Genomic DNA, 20,632 nt, shown 5'->3' with positions numbered 1-20,632 from the left:
CGTCATTTGCAAAAGTCCGTGAAGCGATGCCCATCCTGACCGCGCACACGCTTACGCCCAAAGTGGCACGCACGCTATGATGCCCCTGATGAACGCACCCGGCACACAGAACCTGAACGTCGAACTGGGCGAGCGCAGCTACCCCATCCGGATCGGACCGGGCCAGCTCGCCGCCGCCGAAACCCTGCGCCCGGCGCTCGAGGGCCGCCGCGTGGCGGTGGTGACCAACACCACCGTGGGCCCGTTGTACGGTGAGGCTCTGCGCGAAACGCTCGGCCAGTGCGAGATCGCCGGCGAGATCCTCTGGATCGAACTGCCCGATGGCGAGGCCCACAAGACCCTGGCCACAGTGGAATCGATCATCACCCGCCTGCTGGAGGCCCGGCTTGACCGAGGCAGCCGCATCGTCGCGCTGGGCGGGGGCGTGGTGGGCGATATCGCCGGCTTCGCCGCTGCGATCTACCAGCGCGGGATCGACTTCGTGCAGGTGCCGACCACCCTGCTGGCCCAGGTCGACTCCTCGGTGGGCGGCAAGACCGGGGTCAACCACCCGCTGGGCAAGAACATGATCGGTGCCTTCCACCAGCCGCGCGCGGTGCTGATCGACACCGACACCCTGAAGACACTCCCCGAGCGCGAGCTGCAGGCCGGGCTCGCCGAGGTCATCAAGTACGGGCTGATCCGCGACGCCGAGTTCTTCGCCTGGCTGGAAGCGCATATCGACGAGCTGCGCGCCCTGGAACCCGAGGCGCTGGCCTGGGCCATTCACCGCTCCTGCGCCTGCAAGGCCGAGATCGTCGCCGCCGACGAACGCGAAGGCGGCATCCGCGCCCTGCTGAACCTGGGCCACACCTTCGGCCACGCCATCGAGGCCGGCATGGGCTACGGCGAATGGCTGCATGGCGAGGCCGTGGGTACGGGCATGGCGATGGCCGCGCGCATGTCGGAACGCATGGGCTGGCTGAGCACGGCCGAGCGCGAACGCGCCGAGGCCCTGATCCAGCGCGCCGGCCTGGCTCTGGATCCACCGGACAGCATGAGCGCCGAGCGCTTCCGCGAGCTGATGGCGATCGACAAGAAGGTCGCCAGCGGCCGTCTGCGCCTGGTGCTGCTGAGGGGGATCGGCCAGGCCGAACTCACCGACCAGTTCGATGTGTCGGCGCTGGACGCGACGCTGCACGAGGGCGCCCGTGTCGCCTGAGGCCCTGGCCACCACACCCCGGGTCGACCGGGCCTCCGGGCTCGCGTCGTACGCCGCCGACCCCGCGGCCTCGCGCGGGCGCGCCCACCCGGAAGCGGCGCCACGCCACCGCAGCGATTTCCAGCGCGATCGCGATCGCATCGTGCATTCCAGCGCGTTTCGTCGCCTGGAATACAAGACCCAGGTCTTCATCAGCCACGAGGGCGACCTGTTCCGCAACCGCCTGACCCACTCGCTGGAGGTCGCGCAGATCGGGCGCTCGATCGCGCGCGCGCTGCGTCTGAACGAGGACCTGGTCGAGGCCATCGCCCTGGCGCACGACCTCGGCCACACCCCGTTTGGCCATGCCGGCCAGCATGCCCTGAACGACTGCATGAAGGGGTACGGTGGCTTCGAGCACAACCTGCAGTCGCTGCGCATCGTCGACCTGCTGGAACGTCACTACGCGGAATTCGACGGCCTCAACCTGACCTTCGAGACGCGCGAGGGCATCCTCAAGCACTGCTCGCCGCAGCGTGCGCGAGAACTGGGCACGATCGGCGTGCGCTTTCTCGAGAAGCAGCAGCCCTCGCTGGAGGCGCAGCTGGCCAACGTGGCCGACGAGATCGCCTACAACAACCACGATGTCGACGACGGCCTGCGTTCCGGGCTGCTCGACATGGACCAGTTGACCGAGGTCCGCCTTTTCCGCGAGTGCCTGGAAGCGGTTCGCGCACGTTACCCGGACCTCGAGCCACGACGGGTTCAGCACGAGACCGTCCGCCGCATGATCGACGCCCTGGTCTCCGACCTGATCGAGAGCAGCCAGGCCGCGATCGATCACCAGCGGCCCGACACCCCGGACGACGTCCGCCAGGCCGGCCAGCCGCTGATCCGCTTCAGCCCGGAGATGGCCGAACAAGCGCGCGAGCTGAAAGCCTTCCTGCGCGAGAACCTGTACCACCACCATCAGGTCCACGCAGTGATGCACAAGGCCCGCCAGCTGATTCAGGAGCTGTTCGCCGCGTTCGACTCCGAGCCGCGACTGATGCCCGAGCACTTCCAGCGGCATGCCGAGCAGATCGCCGCGGCCGATCCGCATGCGCCGCAGCGCGCGATTGCCGACTACATCGCGGGCATGACCGACCGCCACGCCATCCGTGAACACCACCGCCTGTTTGATCTGGGCACGCTGACCTGAGACTGAGACCCATGGCGCTCTCCGACCAATGCCTGAAACAGCTCGGCCTGCACACGGCGCCGTTCGACGAGACCCCGGATGAACACTTCATCTACAGCGACCCGTTGCTGGACGGGCTGCTGGAGTCGGCGCGCGCCGCCCTCGATGCCCCGGGCGCCATCGTGATCATGACCGGCGAGAACGGCTCCGGGCGCAGCCTGCAGTTGATGCGCCTGCTGGCCATGCTGCCCGAGCCCTTCGAGCTGATCGCCTTTCGCGCCCGCATCAACACCCAGTTCGAATCGGTGGACAACACCATTCGCAACTACCTGCGCTCGCACAACGCCGATGACCCCGACCGCCCGCTGACCGAGCTACTGGCCGAGCGCGTAGCCGTCGGCCGCGACCCGGTGATCGCGATGGACGATGCCCACCTCGTCGGCACCGACATCGTGAACAACCTGATGCGCATGCGCAGCGAGGTGCTCGAGTCCCAGGGCCGCGCCCCGCGCATCGTGCTGGTGGGCTCCGGCGGCCTGCTCCGCCGCCGCCTGTACCTCCCGGACCCCTCCGACGAGGACCAGGTCACGCGCGTCAACCTGCGCGCCTTCAACCTCGAGCAAACGGCCGCCTATCTGCGCCACCGACTGCAAGCGGCGGGCCTCGACGACCCGGAACGCCTGCTCGACCAGGACACGATCCATCATCTGCAGACCACCAGCCAGGGCCTGCCGGGCAACCTGAACCGCGAGGCCAACCAGGTCCTGGAGCGCCACTGCCGCAGCGAACGCCATGCCGCCAGCGCGACCGGCACCACAGCGCCCGGCATCGCGCTGGGTGACGAGGCCGAGCGCGAAGAGGAGCCGTCACCCACGACACCCGAGGCCGCCGGCGTCACCATCGACTCCGACGCCGGCCTCGACCGCGAAACCGACGCCGAGCCCGTGCTTCGTGCCCAGCGCGAAGAGGACGAATTCACTCCGGCCGCCGAGGCCCTCGCGCACTCGGATGCCGATGACGAACCGGACTGGCCGCCGGAGCCCGACCACGAACTCGACGAACCCCCGGAGGAAAAGCGCACCGCGCCCTTCTGGAATCAGCGCTGGTTCGTGCCAGCGGTTGCCGCCACGGTCGCGATCGGTATCGCCGCACCCGTCGCTCTGCAGTTGATGGACGGTGGCGAAACCGAGGCGGAACAGGAGGTCGTCGAACTCCCGCTGCCCGAAACCCGCCCCCCGGCATCCCCCGAGCAGGACGACCTGGTCGCGCCCGACCCGCTGGAGCATGCGGACGACACGCTGACCAGCCCGGGAATCGAACCCCTGCCCGGCCAGGAACGCCCGAGCGGCGATCCGATTGCCGGCATCGAGGCCGAACCCGCCGCTGAACCTGAGCCACAGCCCGAGCCAGAACCCGCTCCGGAGCCCGAACCGGAACCCGAACCCGAACCCGAACCAGCACCAGAGCCGGAACCGGAACCGGAACCGGAACCGGAGACGACGACCGAGGCCCTGGCCGACGAGGATGGTGACAGCGAGCGCCTGCGCGGCGATCTGGAGTGGCTCGGCAACCAGTCCTCCGATGCGCTCACCATCCAGTTGATTGCGGCTCCGGACATGTCCACTGCCCGTGGCTATGCCGATCGCCACAACCTTGGCGGCATCCGCTACATCCCCACGCGAGTGAACAATCGCGACTTTGTGGTCGTGCTGGCTGGATCGTTTACCAGTCGCGAGGCCGCCGAAGGCGCGGCGTCCGACCTGCCCGAGGCGGTACGCAACGAAGGCCCCTGGATCCGCTCCATCGGCTCCGTACAAGGCGTGGCACGCGAGTAGACTCGCCGCCTCGGCACCCGCCAACCCGCACCTCCCCGTGCCTACTTGACCGGCCCCGGTTTGCCGGGAGAATGACGGTTCGGCTATATTCCTGCGCCTTTTTTCGTGTTCTTTTCCAGCCCGACGGCCCGCCTTTCGCGCGCCGTGACCGGAGTTCACCGATGCGACAGAACCAACTGAACGGCACCCTCTACCGCCCCGAATTCGAGCGCGACAACTGCGGCTTCGGCCTGATTGCGCACATGGACGGCGTAGCCAGCCACTGGGTGGTGGACACCGCGATCAAGGCCCTGGAACGGATGACCCACCGCGGCGCGATCGCCGCGGACGGCAAGACCGGCGACGGTTGCGGGCTGCTGATGAAGACCCCCGAAGCCTTCCTGCGCACCCTGGCCTCGGAGTCGAACATCGAACTGGCCGAGCGCTTCGCCGCCGGTATTGTGTTCATCAACCCGGACAAGATCGCCGAGACACGCGCCGCCGTGGAGGGTGCGATCGAGCACGGCCCGCTGAAGCTTGCCGGCTGGCGCGAGGTCCCGATCAACCCGGAAGACGCCTGTGGCGCCGAGGCCCTGAAGAGCCAGCCGCACATCCTGCAGGTGTTCATCAACGCCCCGGCCGACATGGACGGCGACGCCTTCGAGCGCGCGCTGTTCGTAGTGCGCCGCCGCGCCGAGATCGCAATGGGCGACGACCCGGTGTTCTACGTGCCGAGCCTGTCCGCGCGCGTGGTCTCCTACAAGGGTCTGGTGATGCCGGAGAACCTGCCGGTGTTCTACCGCGACCTGCAGCGCCCGGAGCTGGAGACCGCGATCTGCGTGTTCCACCAGCGCTTCTCCACCAACACCTTCCCGCAGTGGGGCCTGGCGCAGCCGTTCCGCTTCCTCGCCCACAACGGCGAGATCAACACCGTGCAGGGCAACCGCAACTGGGCGGTTGCGCGCCAGCACAAGTTCGCCACCGAGAACCTGCCGGAACTGGCCGAGCTGGAGCCGCTGGTCAACCTGGAAGGCTCCGACTCGCAGAGCCTGGACAACATGCTCGAGGTCCTGCTGGCAGGCGGTATGGATCTGTTCCGCGCGATGCGCCTGCTAGTGCCGCCGGCGTGGCAGAACGTCGCGCACATGGACTCCGACCTGCGCGCCTTTTACGAATACAACTCCATGCACATGGAGCCCTGGGACGGCCCGGCCGGGATCGTGCTGACCGACGGCCGCTACGCCGCCTGCACCCTGGACCGCAACGGCCTGCGCCCGGCGCGCTACGTGATCACCAAGGACCGCCACATCACCCTGGCCTCCGAGATCGGCGTGTACGACTACGCCCCGGAGGACGTGGTCGCCAAGGGCCGCCTGAAGCCCGGGCAGATGCTGGCCGTGGATACCGAGTCCGGCGAGCTGCTGCAGCCCGAGGACGTCGACCGCATCAACCGCACGCGCCAGCCCTACCGCCAGTGGCTGCGCGCCCACGTGAAGCACCTGAAGAGCCAGCTGGACGACAACCAGCTGTTCTCCGGCGAGCCGATGCCGGCCGAGCGCCTGGAGACCTACGAGAAGCTGTTCGACGTGACCTTCGAGGAGCGCGACCAGATCCTGCGCGTGCTGGCCGAGGCCGGCCAGGAGGCCGTGGGTTCGATGGGTGACGACACCCCGTTCGCCGTGCTCTCCAGCCACACCCGCTCGCTGTTCGACTACTTCCGCCAGCAGTTCGCCCAGGTCACCAACCCGGCGATCGACCCGCTGCGCGAGAGCATCGTGATGTCGCTGGAGACCTGCTTCGGCCGCGAGCAGAACCTGTTCGAGGAGACCCCGGACCACGCCCACCGCCTGGTATCCGACTCCCCGGTGCTGTCCGAGGCCAAGTTCCGCGAACTGTGCAACCAGACCGAAGACGCCTTCCGCGTCGAGCGCATGGACCTGAACTACGACGTCCATGCCGGCTCCCTGGAAGACGCCGTGAAGGCCCTGACCGACAACGCGGTGGAGGCCGTGCGCGGCGGTGCTGTGGTGCTGGTGCTATCGGACCGCGGCATCGACCCGGAACGCCGCCCGATCCCGGCCGCGCTGGCCGTGGGCGCGGTGCATCACGCCCTGATCCGCGCCAAGCTGCGCACCGACGCCAACATCGTCGCCGAGACCGCCACCGTGCGCGACCCGCACCACTTCGCGGTCCTGCTGGGCTATGGCGCCACCGCGATCTACCCCTACCTGGCCTACTCCGCGCTGCACGGCATGTGCGAGTCCGGCGAGATCCCGAACGCGGACCCGCTGACCCTGGCGCAGAACTACCGCCGTGGCATCAACAAGGGCCTGTTCAAGATCCTGTCGAAGATGGGCATCTCCACCATCGCCAGTTACCGCGGCGCGCAGCTGTTCGAGATCGTCGGCCTGGCCGACGAGGTCGTGGACACCTGTTTCACCGGCACTACCAGCCGTATCAAGGGCACCCGTTTCGCCGATATCGAGGCGGACCTGGAGACGCTGTCCAAGCGGGCCTGGAACCCGCGCAAGAGCGCCGGCCAGGGCGGCCTGCTGAAGTACGTCCACGGCGGCGAGTACCACGCCTACAACCCGGACGTGATCCAGACCCTGCACCGTGCGGTGCAGTCCGGCGACTACGGCGTGTACCAGGAGTACGCCGCACTGGTGAACGAGCGCCCGGTGACCGTGCTGCGCGACCTGCTGAAGGTCCGCGATGACATCGAGCCGATTGATGTAGACGAGGTCGAGTCCGAGGCCGAGATCCTGCCGCGCTTCGACTCCGCCGGCATGAGCCTGGGCGCGCTGTCGCCGGAGGCCCACGAGGCCCTGGCGACCGCGATGAACCGCCTGGGCGGGCGCTCCAACTCCGGCGAGGGCGGCGAGGCCGTCTCCCGCTACGGCACCGAGCGCATGTCCAAGATCAAGCAGGTGGCCTCCGGCCGCTTCGGCGTAACCCCGCACTACCTGGTCAACGCCGAGGTGCTGCAGATCAAGGTCGCCCAGGGCGCGAAGCCCGGCGAGGGCGGTCAGCTGCCGGGCCACAAGGTCAACAAGATGATCGCGGAGCTGCGCTACTCGAATCCGGGCGTGGCCCTGATCTCGCCGCCACCGCACCACGACATCTACTCCATCGAGGACCTCGCGCAGCTGATCTTCGACCTCAAGCAGGTCAATCCGGATGCGCTGGTCTCGGTGAAGCTGGTCTCCGAGGCCGGGGTCGGCACGATCGCCGCCGGCGTGGCCAAGGCCTACGCCGACCTGATCACCATCTCGGGTTATGACGGCGGCACCGGTGCCAGCCCGCTGACCTCGGTGAAGTACGCCGGCACCCCGTGGGAGCTGGGCCTGACCGAGACCCACGCGACCCTGCGCGGCAACGACCTGCGCGACAAGGTGCGCCTGCAGACCGACGGCGGCCTGAAGACCGGCCTCGACGTGATCAAGGCGGCCATCCTGGGTGCGGAGAGCTTCGGTTTCGGCACCGGCCCGATGGTCGCGCTGGGCTGCAAGTACCTGCGCATCTGCCACCTGAACAACTGTGCAACGGGTGTCGCCACGCAGGACAAGGTGCTGCGCATGAACCACTTCATCGGCCTGCCCGAGATGGTCATGCACTACTTCCAGTTCGTCGCCCGCGAGACCCGCGAATGGATGGCGAAACTGGGCGTGCGCAGCCTGACGGATCTGATCGGCCGTACCGATCTGCTGGAGATCCTGCCGGGTGAGACGCCGAAGCAGCAGCACCTGGACCTGAACGGCCTGCTGGCCAGCGGCGACCTCGACGACAAGCCGCGCTTCTGCAAGGAGCCGAAGAACGAGCCGTTCGACAAGGGCGAGCTGGCCGAAAAGATGGTCGCCGAGATGCTCGAGGCGATCGAGAACAAGGCCGGTGGCGAATACCGCTTCGACGTTGCCAACACCGACCGCTCGATCGGCGCGCGCCTGTCCGGCGAGATCGCCAAGCGCCACGGCAACCAGGGCATGTCCGATGCCCCGATCACCGTGCGCATGAAGGGCACGGCCGGGCAGAGCTTCGGCGTCTGGAACGCCGGCGGCCTGTACCTGTACCTGGAAGGCGATGCCAACGACTACGTCGGCAAGGGCATGACCGGGGGCAAGCTGGTGATCCGTCCGCCGGAAGGCTCGGGCTTCGCCAGCCAGGACACCACCATCATGGGCAATACCTGCCTGTATGGCGCAACCGGCGGCAAGCTGTTCGCCGCCGGCCAGTGCGGCGAACGCTTCGGCGTGCGCAACTCCGGCGCGATCGCCGTGGTGGAAGGCATCGGCGACCACGGCTGCGAGTACATGACCGGCGGCGTGATGGTGGTGCTGGGCAACACCGGCATCAACTTCGGCGCGGGCATGACCGGCGGCTTCGCGTTCGTGCTGGACCGGGAGAACGACTTCCCGGACCGCATCAACAACGAGCTGATCGACCTGCACCGCCTCGATACCGAGGACATGGAGGCCCACCGCAACTACCTGGAGGAGCTCATCACGGAATTCGTGCACGAGACCGACAGCGCCTGGGGCCGCGAAATCCTCGAGCAGTTCGACCACTACCAGGGCTCGTTCTGGCTTGTGAAGCCCAAGGCCTCCGAACTCCGGGGCCTGCTGGCCAACCTGCGCCAGGCCGCCTGACCCACCACCCGGCGGAACGTTCAAACGGGCCCCTGACGGGGCCCGTTTTGTTTGCAGTGCCCCAAAACCCGTCATTGCGAGCGCAGCGAAGCAATCGCTTGATACTGTGTTCTGGTGGCAGTTCCTGGAGATTGCTTCGCTGCGCTCGCAATGACCTGGCAGCACCCGGACACCATCGCGCGACCGGAGGCTGACGGATAGCGATTGCTTCGTCACCCAAGGCTCCTCGCAAGGACGGGGAGGTAGAAAGTAGCGCCATCGCGAGGAGCGAAGCGACGTGGCGATCTCCACGGGCAACCCCGGCGTCCGCCCCGGAGACCACCGGGGCTCGCCGCATCGGCTGCGGCGTCCCGCAATGACGTGTTGCGCCCCGACCCTGGGCTATCATGCGAACCTGACGACGAGCACACCCCCGAGGAATAGCCGGCGAAACCATGGCAGGTCTCATCCCCCAGGCATTCATCGACGAGTTGCTCGAACGTAGCGATATCGTCGAGGTGATCCAGCGCCGCGTGAGCCTGAAGAAGGCCGGGCGCGAGTTCGCCGCCTGCTGCCCGTTCCACGGCGAGAAGACGCCGTCGTTCTACGTCTCTCCGCAAAAGCAGTTCTACCACTGCTTCGGCTGCGGGGCGCACGGCACGGCCATCAGCTTCCTGATGGAGTACGAGAATCTGAGCTTCCCCGAGGCGGTCGAGCAACTGGCCGAGCAGGCCGGACTGGAGGTCCCTCGCGAGGCCGGAGCGGACGACAAGCGCGAGTCCCACGCGCCGCTGTACGAGGCCCTGAACGCGGCCGCCGACTACTACGTGCAGCAGCTGCGCCAGACGCCGAAGGCAGTCGAATACCTGAAAAACCGCGGCATCGACGGCACCACCGCCCGCGACTACCAGATCGGCTGGGCCCCGCCCTCGGGCCTGATCGAGGCACTCAAGCCACGCTTCACCCCGCAACAGCTGGTGGAAGCCGGCCTGGCCGCGCGGCGCGACGACGGCGGCATCCGCGAGCGCTTCCGCGCACGCATCATGTTTCCGATCCGCGACCGGCGCGGGCGCATCACCGGCTTCGGCGGGCGCCTGATCGAGGACGGCGAGCCGAAGTACCTGAACAGCCCGGAGAGCGAGGTCTTCCACAAGGGACAGACCATCTACGGCCTGTTCGAGGCGCGCAAGGCCGGCACCCGGCTGGATGACATCGTGGTGGTCGAGGGCTACATGGACGTGGTCGGGCTGGCGCGCGCCGGCTTTCGCCGCGCGGTGGCCTGCATGGGCACCGCCCTGACCCGCGCCCACCTGGACAGCCTGTTCCGCCAGGTCTCGCGCATCACCCTGTGCTTCGACGGCGACGCCGCCGGGCGCCGCGCGGCCTGGCGCTCGCTGGCCGAGGCCCTGCCCGCGATCCAGGGCCTGCGCGAGGTGCGCGTGCTGTTCCTGCCCGAGGGCGACGACCCCGACAGCCTGGTGCTGCGCGACGGCCTCGCCGGCTGGGAGGAACGCCTCACCGGCGCCCTGCCCCTGTCCGAGACGCTTGTGCGGCTGTTGCGCGAGGAACACCCGACCGAAACCGCCGAGGGCCGCACCCGCTTCGCGCATGCCGCGATGAAACTGGTCTCCACCACCCGTGACCCGCTGTTCCGCGACCAGCTGGTCGAGCGTGTCGCCCAGGAGACCCACCTGAGCCCGGAGCGGCTGGGCGAGCAACTGCGCGAGGCCGAAGACGGGAACGCCCGCGCGACGGGCCCCGTCTCCGCACCGGCGGACATCCCCGATGCCCCATCCGCCGAGCCGGCGGGCGCGGCGCAGGAGACACCCTCCGCCCTTTGGGGGGCGCTGCTTGCGCGCATCCTGCAGCACCCCGAGCTCGAGTGGTCCCAGTCCGAACTGGCCGACCTCACGGCCTTCCCCGGCACCGCCGCGCAAACGCTGGGCAAGCTGCTGGGAGCCCTGCAAGAGCGTCCCGGCTGTAGCAGCGCCCATCTGCTGGAAAGATTCCGCGACGATCGCCACTTCAACCGCCTGCAGGCCCTGGCCGCCCGGGAACTTGGCGATGGCGACCCGAAGGTGACCCAACAGGTGGCCATGGACTGTGCCCGCCAGCTCCTGCTCCAGCAGGCACGCACGCGGATTCGTGAACTCACTCGCGCAGACGGCGGGCTCACTACGGAACAACGCGAGGAGCTCGCGCGTCTTAGTGCACTACTGCAGAAGAGAAACCCCGGTTAGATTCCCCCGTAGCACGCGGCCCAGAGGCCGTAAGCGATTGAAATTGAAAACTCCGCCCCCAGAGTACTTACCGGGATTTCCGCGACCCGGAAGAGGGTTTGGCGGGAGAATCCCGGCAATATAAGAATCTTCTGCTACAATGTAGGATTGATTTTTCTGCGACCCGGAATGATCCGACCCATTCAGCGACCCAGGCACCTCGGAGTACGACCGTAATGAATCGTGAAGAGCAACAATCCCAGCTCAAGGAACTGATTGCCAAGGGCAAGGAGCAGGGATACCTCACGTATACCGAGGTCAACGACCACCTGCCCGACTCGATCATCGACTCCGACCAGGTCGAAGACATCATTGCGATGATCAACGACATGGGCATCGCGGTGCACGAGCAGGCCCCGGACGCCGACAGCCTGCTGCTGTCCGATGGCTCCGTCTCTGCCGACGAAGACGCCGAGGACGCCGTGGCCGCGCTCGCCTCGGCCGATTCCGATTTCGGTCGCACCACCGACCCTGTGCGCATGTACATGCGCGAGATGGGCACGGTCGAGCTGCTGACCCGAGAAGGCGAGATCCGCATCGCCAAGCGCATCGAAGAGGGCCTGATGCAGGTCCTGTTCGCGCTCGCCCATCACCCGGGCGCGATCGAGCGGCTGATCCACGAGTACGATCAGATTGTCGCGAACAACGGCCGCCTGACCGATCTGGTGGTCTCCTTCATCGACCCGAACGACCACGCCAACGGCGAGGCCGTGGCCCGTGGCCTGGTGACGCCGGAACAGTCGCAGAAGGCCCAGGACGAGCAGAAGGCGGCGGCCGCGGCCGCCGCCGAACAACAGGCCAGCGCCGAGCTGGACGCCATCGTCGACGAGGTGGAGGACGCCGAGGAAGACGACGAGGCCGCCGAACCGGTCGACACCGGCCCCGACCCGGAAGAGGCCCGCGAACGCTTCGAGAAGCTGCGCAAGCTGCACGCCAAGGCCCACAAGGCCTTCGAGAAGGGCAACCGCGAGGCCTACGCCGTCGCGCGCGAGGCCACCGCCAAGTACTTCATGGAGTTCAAGCTGGTCCCGCGCATGGTCGACCAGCTGACCAGCCAGCTGCATGGCAGCATCGACCAGATCCGCCGCCATGAACGCCGCATCATGGAACTGGCCGTAAACCAGGCGCAGATGCCGCGCAAGGCGTTCATCGACAGCTTCCCGAAGAACGAGACCAACCTCGGCTGGATCAAGGAGGCCTGCAAGGCCAAGGGCAAGTACACCACCGCCCTCGCCGAGCACGAGGAAGAGATCGTGCGCCTGCAGAAAAAGCTCGCCGAGACCGAACACGAAGCCAGCCTGAACATCTCCGAGATCAAGGAGATCAATCGCCGCATGTCCATCGGCGAGGCCAAAGCTCGCCGCGCGAAGAAGGAGATGGTCGAGGCCAACCTGCGCCTGGTGATCTCCATCGCCAAAAAGTACACCAATCGCGGCCTTCAGTTCCTCGACCTGATTCAGGAAGGCAACATCGGCCTGATGAAGGCGGTGGACAAGTTCGAATACCGTCGCGGCTACAAGTTCTCGACCTACGCCACCTGGTGGATCCGACAGGCCATCACCCGCTCCATCGCGGACCAGGCCCGGACCATCCGCATCCCGGTGCACATGATCGAGACCATCAACAAGCTCAACCGCGTCTCCCGCCAGATGCTGCAGGAGATGGGCCGCGAGGCCACGCCGGAAGAGCTGGCCGAGCGCATGGAGATGCCCGAGGACAAAATCCGCAAGGTGCTCAAGATCTCCAAGGAACCGATCTCCATGGAGACCCCGATCGGCGACGACGAAGACTCCCACCTGGGCGACTTCATCGAAGACGAAAAGGTCGCCTCGCCGTCAGACTCCGCCGCGCGCGAGAGCCTGTCCGAGGCCACCCGCGAGATCCTGTCCACGCTGACCCCGCGCGAAGCCAAGGTCCTGCGCATGCGCTTCGGCATCGACATGAACACCGACCACACCCTCGAGGAAGTCGGCAAGCAGTTCGACGTCACCCGCGAGCGCATCCGCCAGATCGAGGCCAAGGCCCTGCGCAAGCTGCGCCACCCGACCCGCGCCGAACTGCTGCGCACCTACACCGACGCCGAGTAACCGGCGTCCCGGCCGCACGGCCGGAGCCTGTGCCCTGCCGATGCGGCGCCATCTCTCCCTTTCCGGGTAGAATGGCGCCGCAGTCGTTTGTACCCTCCCCGATTACGGGCCTGTAGCTCAGTTGGTTAGAGCAGGGGACTCATAATCCCTTGGTCGTCGGTTCGAGTCCGACCGGGCCCACCACTCGCTTGCGCTCCTGCTGGGCAGGTCGGACTATTCCAGTCGCGTGCCTGCCGGCGCACGCCGTTCCGGCCTCGCGAGGACAGGCTTCGCGCCGCTACGCGGCCGGCTTCTACCCAACCGGGACCGCCACTCGAACCCTTGCTTGCAGCACGGGGGCATTCCGGGGCCGTTGCGCTCAGGCCGCCTCTGCGGTGACGAGGCCGCGCTGCAGGTCAACGGTGATCCGTTGGCCCTCGATCACCGTGGCGCAAGCCAGCAGGAAGATCTCCACGAACTCGTTGCGCTCCTCCTCCGGCATCTCCGAGGAGGTGTTGGAGGCATTAAAGGTACCGAACATGGTGTCGTGTGCGCCGGCCGAGTACAGGATCAGGCGCTGCATGGCGGCCTGGTCGTCCGGTGATGGAGCCGCAGTATCCAGGACCGGCTCGCCGAGCTTCTGCTTGATGGTGGAATAGAGATGGAACAGGTATTCCGCCGCGCTCTCCCGGCCCCGCCGATCCTGCAGGGTGAAGTTGGCCGAAACCGCCTCGCCACTGCGAGCACGCAAGAGGATGTGCTTCGGCTCGGGCTGATCGTCGGCGTACGGATTCAGGATGTTGACCACGATGTCTCCAGCGGGGTTAGGCAGATGGCGGGCCAGAGTACGAGACCGCCTGCGAGATTTCCATGACGCCCCCGCCAGCTATGCAGCTATCCACTGTGGGGGATGCGCAGCCATGCTGGGCCGGCCTCTACCCAACCCTGCGCGCCCGCTCACGCACCTCGACGAAGGGACTTGAAGGGACGCACCCTTGCTGGCACGTTTCAAGTCAAAAGCGTGTTCGTACCGATCCCGGTCACCAGTGGAGCACCACGATGGCGAAATCCGTTTTGATGTGCCGACCGGAACACTTCGCCATCCACTATGAGATCAACCCCTGGATGGACCTTGAGTGCCCCGTGTGCCCGGACGCAGCGGCCCGGCAATGGGAGGCGCTTTATCAACTGTATACGGAGACCCTTGGCTGGGAGGTCCATCTGATCCCGCCCGTCGAGGGGTTTCCGGATATGGTCTTCACGGCCAACGGCGCGCTCGTCGTGGGTGACAAGGTGGCGCTGCCCACCTTTCGGCATCCAGAACGTCAGGGCGAGACCTGGTGGTTCGAAAGCTGGCTGCGCGAGCAGGGGTTCACGGTGCTCTACCAGCCCCGCCACGATTTCGAGGGCGAAGGCGACGCGCTGATCTGGAACGATACGCTCTTCGCCGGCTACCCCTGGCGCAGCGATCAGGCGGCGCATGCCGAGCTCGCGTCGTTTCTGGACCTGGAAGTGGTCAGCCTTCAGCTAACCGATGCCCGCTTCTACCACCTCGACACGGCTTTCACGGTGGTCGATCACCAAACCGTTGCGCTCTACCCGCCCGCCTTTACCCACGAGAGCCTGGAGGCGGTACGGCATCGGGTGCCCAATGTGATCGAGGCGAACGAGGCCGATGCGCTGGCCTACGGCCTCAATGCGGTCAGCGATGGCGAGCGAATCGTCCTCAGCGACCGGGCCACGGGACTCGCCGAACGCTACCGGCAGCACGGCATGGAGGTGCACCTGGTGGCGATCGACGAATTTCAGAAATCCGGTGGCGGCATGAAGTGCCTGACGCTGGACCTGAAAGGAAGGCTGCAAGGCCGATAATCAAGACTCTCGTTCCTTGACCTGGCTGTTCGAGCAGACACCGTCGCGACAGGCGGGCGACTGTCGATGGCGCCGAAGTGGCCGACCCGCGCCGATTCGGGCGGTTTGCGGCGGCTTTCCTTTGGATACCCATCATGGCGCAACCTGCCCTGCCTTTACGGGGTTGCGGCAAGGTTGGGATACTGCCGGTATGTGATGGCGCGCACGGTTTGCGGGCGGTCGCCGGAAACTCACCTGCCGACCGAGAGAGCGACCTCCGCCGCCTCCATGCGCCTGCTCAAGCACCCTGTATTCTTCGGCTGCCTGCTTTTCCTGGCTACGGCCGCCGGGGCGAGCAGCCTGCCTGCGGAATCCGGCAACGGCGTCGCAGGGCCCGCCCCCATAGTCGGCTCCGGCGATCAGCCGGCGGACGGGCCACTGAGGCTCACGCTGCGCGATGCACTGCAACTGGCCATCGCTCGCAATGCGTCGCTGCGCAGCGCGTATCTAGGCCGCGTGCTCGATCGGGCCAACCTGGATCTGGCCGAACGCACGTTCCAGCCCCGCAGCTCGGTATCGCTCGAGGCGCGGGGAGACCGCTCGGCCGGCTTGAACGGCACACGCACGCGGACCGCCAGCGTGGCTCCGGGAGCCAGCATGGCGCTCCCAACAGGCGCACAGGCCAGCCTGAACTGGCGAGTGGAGCGGGTGCTGCAATCCAGCGCACCCGATGGGACGGAGGACAGCACGTCCGAGGTCACGCTGGACATCAGGCAACCGCTACTGCGCGGCGGCGGGCTGGAGATTGGGCGGGCCCCCGTCGAGCGGGCACACCTGAATGAAGAACGGAACGTGCTGGTCCTGGAGTCGCAGGTCACCAGCACCCTCGCCCAGGTGATCCAGTCCTATCGCACGCTGATTCTGGAGAACCAGCGAGTGGAGCTAGCCGAACTGGCCCTGGAGCGCAGTCGCCAGAACCTCGAAACCCGCAGCGAACTGGTGGACCGCGGTCGGCTTTCCGCGGCGGACCTGGCGCCCGCGCGCGAGAGCCTGGCGCGCCAGGAACTGCAGCGCGAGCAGACCCTTGAGCGCCGAGACCAGGCCGAGCTGGAACTGGTACGCCTGATCGGACTGGAACCGGGGACGAGGGTCGAGCCGGAAGACACCATCGATATCCGCTCCGTACAGGCGCTCCATTCTGACGCACCCAGCCTGGACCAGGCGCTGGATATAGCCATGGAGCAGCGCCCGGAGCTGCGCCAGTCGCTGGTCACCCAGCAACTGGCCGCGCTTGATAGAACGCTGGCCGAGGATGCCAACCGCTGGCAACTGGACCTGTCCGCCTCGGTCGAGGTCAGGGGCGATGCCCCTTCCACCACGCGCGCGATCGAGCAGGGCTTCGAGGAATCGCCCGGCCATACGGTAGGCCTGCAACTCAGCATCCCCTGGGGCGACCGCCCCGCTCGCCAGCAGCGCCTGGGTACGGCGCGTGTAGAGCAGCGCCAGGCGCGCCTAAGCACTGAAGAGCTGCGAACCTCTATCCGCATCGAGGTGCAGCGCAACCTGAACGCCCTCGAGAGTCGCTGGGATCAGTTGCGCCTGGCGGAGCAATCGCTGGAGCTTGCGCGCCAGGCCGTGGCCGTCGAACAGGAAAAACTCGGCGTGGGGCGATCCTCGGGATTCGAGGTGGAAAGCGTAGAGCGCGATCTTCGCGAAGCGGAACAATCCCTGCTGGATGCCGCCATCAACTACCAGAATGCCCGAACCGATCTCGATCGCGTCATGGGTGTCGTGCTCGAGCGCTGGGAACTGGCGATCCCTCAGCCGACGAGCTGACTCGGTCTCCCACATCTCCCCCGAACGCCCCGTGTACAGCAATCCCCGGGGCGCCCCACCTCACGCCGAACTAACCATTCCCGCGGGGATTACAACCTTGCTGTGCTAGGTTGAGCCACTCCACTCGACAGTCCGCACGGAGGCCACCCCCGCATGATTGATCAGCCGCTTCGACGCGCCGCGCTAATGGTAGGCGTTGTGACCGCCCTCACGGGCATCTCGGGCTCGGCCATGGCCTCAGGCGTATCCAGTGCGAGCGTGGGCGACACGCTCCGCGCCGGGGACTCTGTAAGGGTCGAGGCCGCGATCGGTTCCACGGGTTGCATGGGCCTGCGCGGGCTGTCCGACAGCGAAGTCCAGGGATACCAGTTGATCGTCTCCTACAGGGGAGGGGACCCGATCACCAAGCAACGGGGACGCGAGAGCTGGAGGGAAGGAGAAACCAAGCGCTTCGACTTTCGCACCTCCGAGATCCGTGTGCTGTCCGGCGCCGTAGAGATCACCGAGATCAGTAATACCGGTGGCGGCTGCCCCGACCGGCTTGGACTGCGCGTCAGCTGACCGCGGCCGCGCAAAACAAAACCGAACCCACCGAAACAGGATCCGGAATGCCAAAGATCACCCAAGCTCTTGTCGCCATGGCCCTGCTCTCGATCGCCGCTACCTCGCCCGCAGCCGCCTCGGGGGGCGGAAGCTCGGCCAACGAAGGCGATGTCCTGCGCAGCGGCGATCGCGTGCAACTGGCTACGCAAAGCTTCGCGACCGGGTGCATCGGCTTTCGCGGGCTCGAGTCCAGCGAGCTGCAGGGATACGCATCCGTAATGGACGATGACTACCCCCACCGGGAACGGATGACGCTGGAGGCCCGTGACCGGGAAAGCTGGCGTTCCAGCGAGACCAAGCGGCTCGACTTTTCCCACCGTTCGGAGGTTCACGTGGTCTCCGGAGAGGTCGAGATCACCGAAATTCGCTATAGCGGTGGCGGCTGCCCGAACCGCCTCGGCATACGCTGACCCGCTCGACCTCCCCGACCGGGGAAGCCGCCCGCGCGGCGGCCCTATCCCCGCCGACTGCCCTGTTTGCGCTCGCCCGCGGTGCGTTGCTGGCGGGCTCCGCGATCCTCTTTCACCTGAGTTTTGCCGAAGGGCCGCTCCCCGGGGTCTTCACTCTGTTCTCCATCAGCCTGGTGGGGCTCGCGCTGCAGGGGCTTAGGCCGGGGGCGGCCGCCGCAGCCGGGCTGCTCGCCGGCCTGGGCTACTGGTTGCCATCGGTGGGATGGGTGGTACCGGGCATGGAGGCATGGCTGGACCTTGCGTGGGCAGTGGGCGGTCTGACCGTGCTCGGGATTGCGCTGTTCCAGGCGCTCCCGTATGCCGCGTTCGCCGCGACGGCCTCGCTCCTGGCGCTGCGCCTGGAGCGACCCGCGCAGGCCCTGCTTGCGGCGGGTCTGCTGACCGTCATCCTGTCGTTCTCGCCGCAGATCCTTCCCGGTCATTTCGGCTATGCCCTGCTCGCCCATCCACGCCTGGCTCAAGTGGTCGATGTCGGCGGCATCCCGCTCCTGCTGTTTTTTGCGGCTGCGCTCGGCTTTCTCGCCGCCGGCATCTTGCCCGGGCTGCACCGTCGTACGCTCGCGCCGGCTGCACCGCTGCTGCTGGTGCTACTGCTCGCCGCCCTGCTCGCATACGGAAGCTTTCGCCTGGACGCGCTGGACCAGGCCGCGCCGGAGCACAGCTCGCGCCTGGGACTGGTGCAGCCCAATATCCCGGTCCATGCGCGTCGCGACGACATGCCAGCGGCCGACCGCGACAACGACATCGAGACCGCGATCGAGATGACTCGACGGCTGCATGCGTCCGACCCCGACCTGGATCTGGTGATCTGGCCCGAGGCCGCGATCACGATGCAGGCGGCGCCGGAATCCTGGGGTCATCGCGCGCTCGCCGATCTCGCCGACGAGATCGGGGTGCCCATACTGGTCAACGGGACCGAGCGGCGCCGCGACGGGGATCATGTCGTCCACAATGTCGCCCTGCTGTTCGAGCCCGACTCTGGCCTGTCCGGGACCTACCGCAAGCGCAAGCTTGTGCCATTCGGGGAATACCTGCCTCTTGAAAAGCAGCTCCCCTGGCTGCGCACGCAGCTCCCGCAGGCCTCGCGCTTCAGCCCGGGATCGATGGCGGCGCCGCTGACTGGCCCCGATGGCATACCCCTCGCTCCGGCGATCTGTTTCGAGAGCCTGTTCGCTGACCTGGTGCGGGAAAATCTGGCCGGGCAGGCCGGCCTGATCGTGAACATCAGCAATCACGCCTGGTTCGGCTCCCCACGCGCGACCGATGCCCACCGGGCCATCGCCCGTGCACGCAGCCTGGAAAACCGCAGCCCGTTGATCATGCTGCACAACACCGGGGGTGGTGCCGTGTTCGATGCCGCCGGCCGGGTCGTACCCGGAAGCGAGACCCCGCATTGGGAAAGCACGACCCGAAGCATCGATGTACACACCGTAGCGGACCGGCCGTTCTATCAGCGCCATGGCGATCGTGTCCTGCAGGGCCTGGCCGTGCTGGTGATGCTGGCCGGGCTCTACCGGGGGTGGCGGCGGTTTGCGCGGCCTACTCGCTGCGCAACGCGATGATCGGATCCAGCCGCGAGGCCTGCAACGCGGGGTAGTAGCCGAAGGCCACCCCGGTCAGGGTCGACACGGAGACGCCCAGCGCGACCGCCACGGGTGCCGCCACAAAGGCATTGCCGGTGAAGTGTGCGAAGCCGTATGCCACGCCGGTACCCAGTACGGCGCCGAGCACGCCGCCCAGCAGACACAGCAGCACGGCCTCGACCAGAAACTGCCGGCGGATGTCGGCATTGCGTGCCCCGATGGCCAGACGGATTCCGATCTCGCGACGGCGCTCGGTCACCGACACCAGCATGATGTTCATGATGCCCACCCCTCCGACGATCAGGGCGATGCTGCCGATCGCACCGAGCATGACGGTAAACATGCGGCTTTGCGCCTCCATGTTCTCCAGCAGTTGCTCGGCGCTGTTGACCTCGACCCGCAGCCCCGGGACACGATCGGAAAACCACCCGATGATCTGCTGCCCCAGGGCGCTGTGATCGACCTCGTTGTGCACCCGTGCAAGGATGCCGTCCAGGTCCCCGTCCGGCTCGAATCGCTGCAGGGCCTCCAGCGGCAGAAACACCGTGCTGTTCGGTGACACCGGGCTGACACCCCCGCCCCGCGGGTAGGGTTCGAGGATCCCGGCGACGGTCACATAGTACGCCCCGATACGGACCCGCTCGCCCACCTCCAGCGGACTCCCGGCCTCGCGCGCATAACGCTGCGCCACCTCGGCGCCGAACACCCCCTGCAGGCTGACGCCATCGATATCCGAGATCCAGCGACCCTGGGCGAGACGCACCCGCAGCAGGTCGCGCAGCGATTCGGTCGCGCCCGTCAGGCGCAGGTTGTGATTGCCCGCGCCCATTTGCAGCTGGGCGCTACCGGTACTGAACGGCGCCACGCGCTGCAGGCCATCGGTCTCGCGCCCCAGATCAAACGCCAGCTCCGGAGTCAGCGATACCGCTTGGCCATCCTCTTCGCGCTGAAAGCGCTCGCGGATATTGACCACATTCGTGCCCATGGCACGAAACTGCTCCAGCATCGCGTTCTGCATGATCGTGCCGACATTCAGCATCGCGATCACCGAGGCCGTGCCGATCACGATCCCCAGCAGGGCCAGCAGCGATCGCTGCTTGGTCGCGGCGATGTTGCGCAGGGCCTCGCCCAGCAGCACACGGGGC

At 67.1% G+C, this 20,632-nt stretch carries 13 protein-coding genes and 1 tRNA gene; 12 read left to right on the top strand and 2 right to left on the bottom strand.

Annotated elements, in window-relative coordinates; translation table 11 throughout:
- Positions 1-76: 76 nt before the first annotated feature.
- From aroB to F468_RS0102185, 7 genes are all read left to right on the top strand, one after another.
- Positions 77-1,201: a 3-dehydroquinate synthase gene (gene aroB / locus F468_RS0102215; protein WP_026296491.1), complete on the top strand. Its 1,125-nt coding sequence runs from the start codon at positions 77-79 to the stop codon at positions 1,199-1,201.
- The gene (locus F468_RS0102210; protein WP_018994554.1) at positions 1,191-2,381 is read left to right on the top strand and encodes a deoxyguanosinetriphosphate triphosphohydrolase; all 1,191 of its coding nucleotides are present in this window, start codon (positions 1,191-1,193) and stop codon (positions 2,379-2,381) included. Before aroB ends, F468_RS0102210 begins: the two co-directional genes overlap by 11 nt.
- An 11-nt stretch (positions 2,382-2,392) precedes the next feature.
- Positions 2,393-4,195: an SPOR domain-containing protein gene (locus F468_RS0102205; protein WP_018994553.1), complete on the top strand. Its 1,803-nt coding sequence runs from the start codon at positions 2,393-2,395 to the stop codon at positions 4,193-4,195.
- A gap of 161 nt (positions 4,196-4,356) precedes the next feature.
- Entirely contained in the window at positions 4,357-8,820 is a 4,464-nt protein-coding gene (gene gltB, locus F468_RS0102200; RefSeq protein ID WP_018994552.1) for a glutamate synthase large subunit, read from the top strand.
- A gap of 434 nt (positions 8,821-9,254) precedes the next feature.
- Complete coding sequence (gene dnaG, locus F468_RS0102195; protein WP_018994551.1) at positions 9,255-11,039, top strand: DNA primase; 1,785 nt, start codon at positions 9,255-9,257, stop codon at positions 11,037-11,039.
- Between the two features lie 215 nt (positions 11,040-11,254).
- Positions 11,255-13,165, top strand: coding sequence for an RNA polymerase sigma factor RpoD (rpoD, locus tag F468_RS0102190; protein ID WP_018139033.1), 1,911 nt, complete (start codon positions 11,255-11,257; stop codon positions 13,163-13,165).
- 106 nt (positions 13,166-13,271) lie between these two features.
- Positions 13,272-13,348, top strand: a tRNA-Ile gene (locus F468_RS0102185).
- Positions 13,349-13,523: 175 nt separating this feature from the next.
- Here the strand turns inward: F468_RS0102185 and F468_RS0102180 are convergent.
- Entirely contained in the window at positions 13,524-13,952 is a 429-nt protein-coding gene (locus tag F468_RS0102180) for a hypothetical protein (RefSeq protein ID WP_018175241.1), read from the bottom strand.
- 62 nt (positions 13,953-14,014) lie between these two features.
- Here F468_RS0102180 and ddaH point away from each other — a divergent pair, with 62 nt between their 5' ends.
- From ddaH to lnt, 5 genes are all read left to right on the top strand, one after another.
- A complete protein-coding gene (gene ddaH / locus F468_RS0102175) occupies positions 14,015-15,016 on the top strand; it encodes a dimethylargininase (RefSeq protein ID WP_369773896.1) in 1,002 nt (333 codons plus the stop codon).
- 267 nt (positions 15,017-15,283) lie between these two features.
- The gene (locus F468_RS0102170) at positions 15,284-16,831 is read left to right on the top strand and encodes a TolC family protein (RefSeq protein ID WP_018994550.1); all 1,548 of its coding nucleotides are present in this window, start codon (positions 15,284-15,286) and stop codon (positions 16,829-16,831) included.
- A 153-nt stretch (positions 16,832-16,984) separates the two neighbouring features.
- A complete protein-coding gene (locus F468_RS0102165) occupies positions 16,985-17,392 on the top strand; it encodes a hypothetical protein (protein ID WP_018994549.1) in 408 nt (135 codons plus the stop codon).
- Positions 17,393-17,439: 47 nt separating this feature from the next.
- Positions 17,440-17,844 (top strand): hypothetical protein, encoded by a 405-nt coding sequence (locus F468_RS0102160; protein ID WP_026296489.1) that lies wholly within the window; start codon positions 17,440-17,442, stop codon positions 17,842-17,844.
- Between the two features lie 86 nt (positions 17,845-17,930).
- Positions 17,931-19,466, top strand: coding sequence for an apolipoprotein N-acyltransferase (lnt, locus tag F468_RS0102155; protein WP_018994547.1), 1,536 nt, complete (start codon positions 17,931-17,933; stop codon positions 19,464-19,466).
- Here the strand turns inward: lnt and F468_RS0102150 are convergent.
- The gene (locus F468_RS0102150; protein ID WP_018994546.1) at positions 19,444-20,625 is read right to left on the bottom strand and encodes an ABC transporter permease; all 1,182 of its coding nucleotides are present in this window, start codon (positions 20,623-20,625) and stop codon (positions 19,444-19,446) included. The two genes, lnt and F468_RS0102150, sit on opposite strands and share 23 nt — an antisense overlap.
- Positions 20,626-20,632: the final 7 nt, after the last annotated feature.

The organism is Thioalkalivibrio sp. ALJ2 (assembly GCF_000378325.1).
In the GTDB taxonomy this organism is placed as follows: domain Bacteria; phylum Pseudomonadota; class Gammaproteobacteria; order Ectothiorhodospirales; family Ectothiorhodospiraceae; genus Thioalkalivibrio.
This window is presented reverse-complemented; position numbering and strand designations above follow the sequence as displayed.